Genomic DNA, 904 nt, shown 5'->3' on the forward strand with positions numbered 1-904 from the left:
ACAGACTACATAAATCGATTCGTAATTTTCACCAAAAGAGGTGAAAAATTAAATTCTGAAATTATAACCAGACAAGCAAATGGAAGTAGGACGGGAATAAGTAGGGATTCAACTGTATCTTATGTTGCTGATGATGGTAACAATTACACCATAAATTACAATGGTTATTCCATTACAGCCACAGGGTGTAAGGAATCAAATAATTAGAAAGATTTTAATAATGCTAATATCGTAACCAACTAAATACTAATCAAAATAAAACCTCGCTTCGGCGGGGTTTTTTATTGACCAAAATCCCGGAGGATAAATGGCACTCACTCTGTTAGCCGCTAACAATGCTCAGACAGTCCTGGCGGCAGGAATCAGTTCATCTGCAACATCACTAACCGTTAATACAGGGACTGGTGATCTGTTTCCGGCTGCGGTTTCAGGTATCAGCTACTTCAAGTTGACGTTAATCGACGCCGCGACAGGCGCGCTTAACGAAATTGTTCATGTTACGTCGCGGTCCGGTGACGTATTTACAATACAGCGTGGGCAAGAGGGAACAATAGCACGTGCATGGTCAGCAAATGACATTGCAGCCAATATGATGACAGCTGGTACGCTGACTTACCTTTTGACAAACTTTCAGCCATTAGACCCGACGTTGAGCACGATTGCTGCTCTGGCTACAGCAGCTAATAAATTACCCTATTTTTCAGGGGTCGATATTGCAGCACTAACCGACCTGACATCAGTAGGTAGAGATATAATTGGCAAAAATAATATTGCCGACGTTCTCACATACCTTGGTTCTAGCGATGGAACATTAAACGGTAGGCTTCTCAATGTGCACCTCTTTACAGCAGGTGGTCAATACACTCCTACAGTTGGAATGAAGTTCATTCTTGCTCACATGATT

The 904-nt window shown here is 41.9% G+C and carries 1 protein-coding gene and 1 pseudogene; both read left to right on the top strand.

Going from position 1 to position 904, the window contains the following annotated elements:
* A partial coding sequence (locus tag FDX01_RS23170; RefSeq protein WP_212733999.1) for a hypothetical protein occupies nt 1-207 on the top strand: 207 nt, incomplete at its 5' end.
* Nucleotides 208-307: 100 nt separating this feature from the next.
* Nucleotides 308-904: pseudogene (locus FDX01_RS23495) on the top strand (hypothetical protein); the annotation flags it as partial.

The organism is Citrobacter sp. wls613 (assembly GCF_005281195.1).
GTDB classification, from domain to species: domain Bacteria; phylum Pseudomonadota; class Gammaproteobacteria; order Enterobacterales; family Enterobacteriaceae; genus Citrobacter; species Citrobacter gillenii.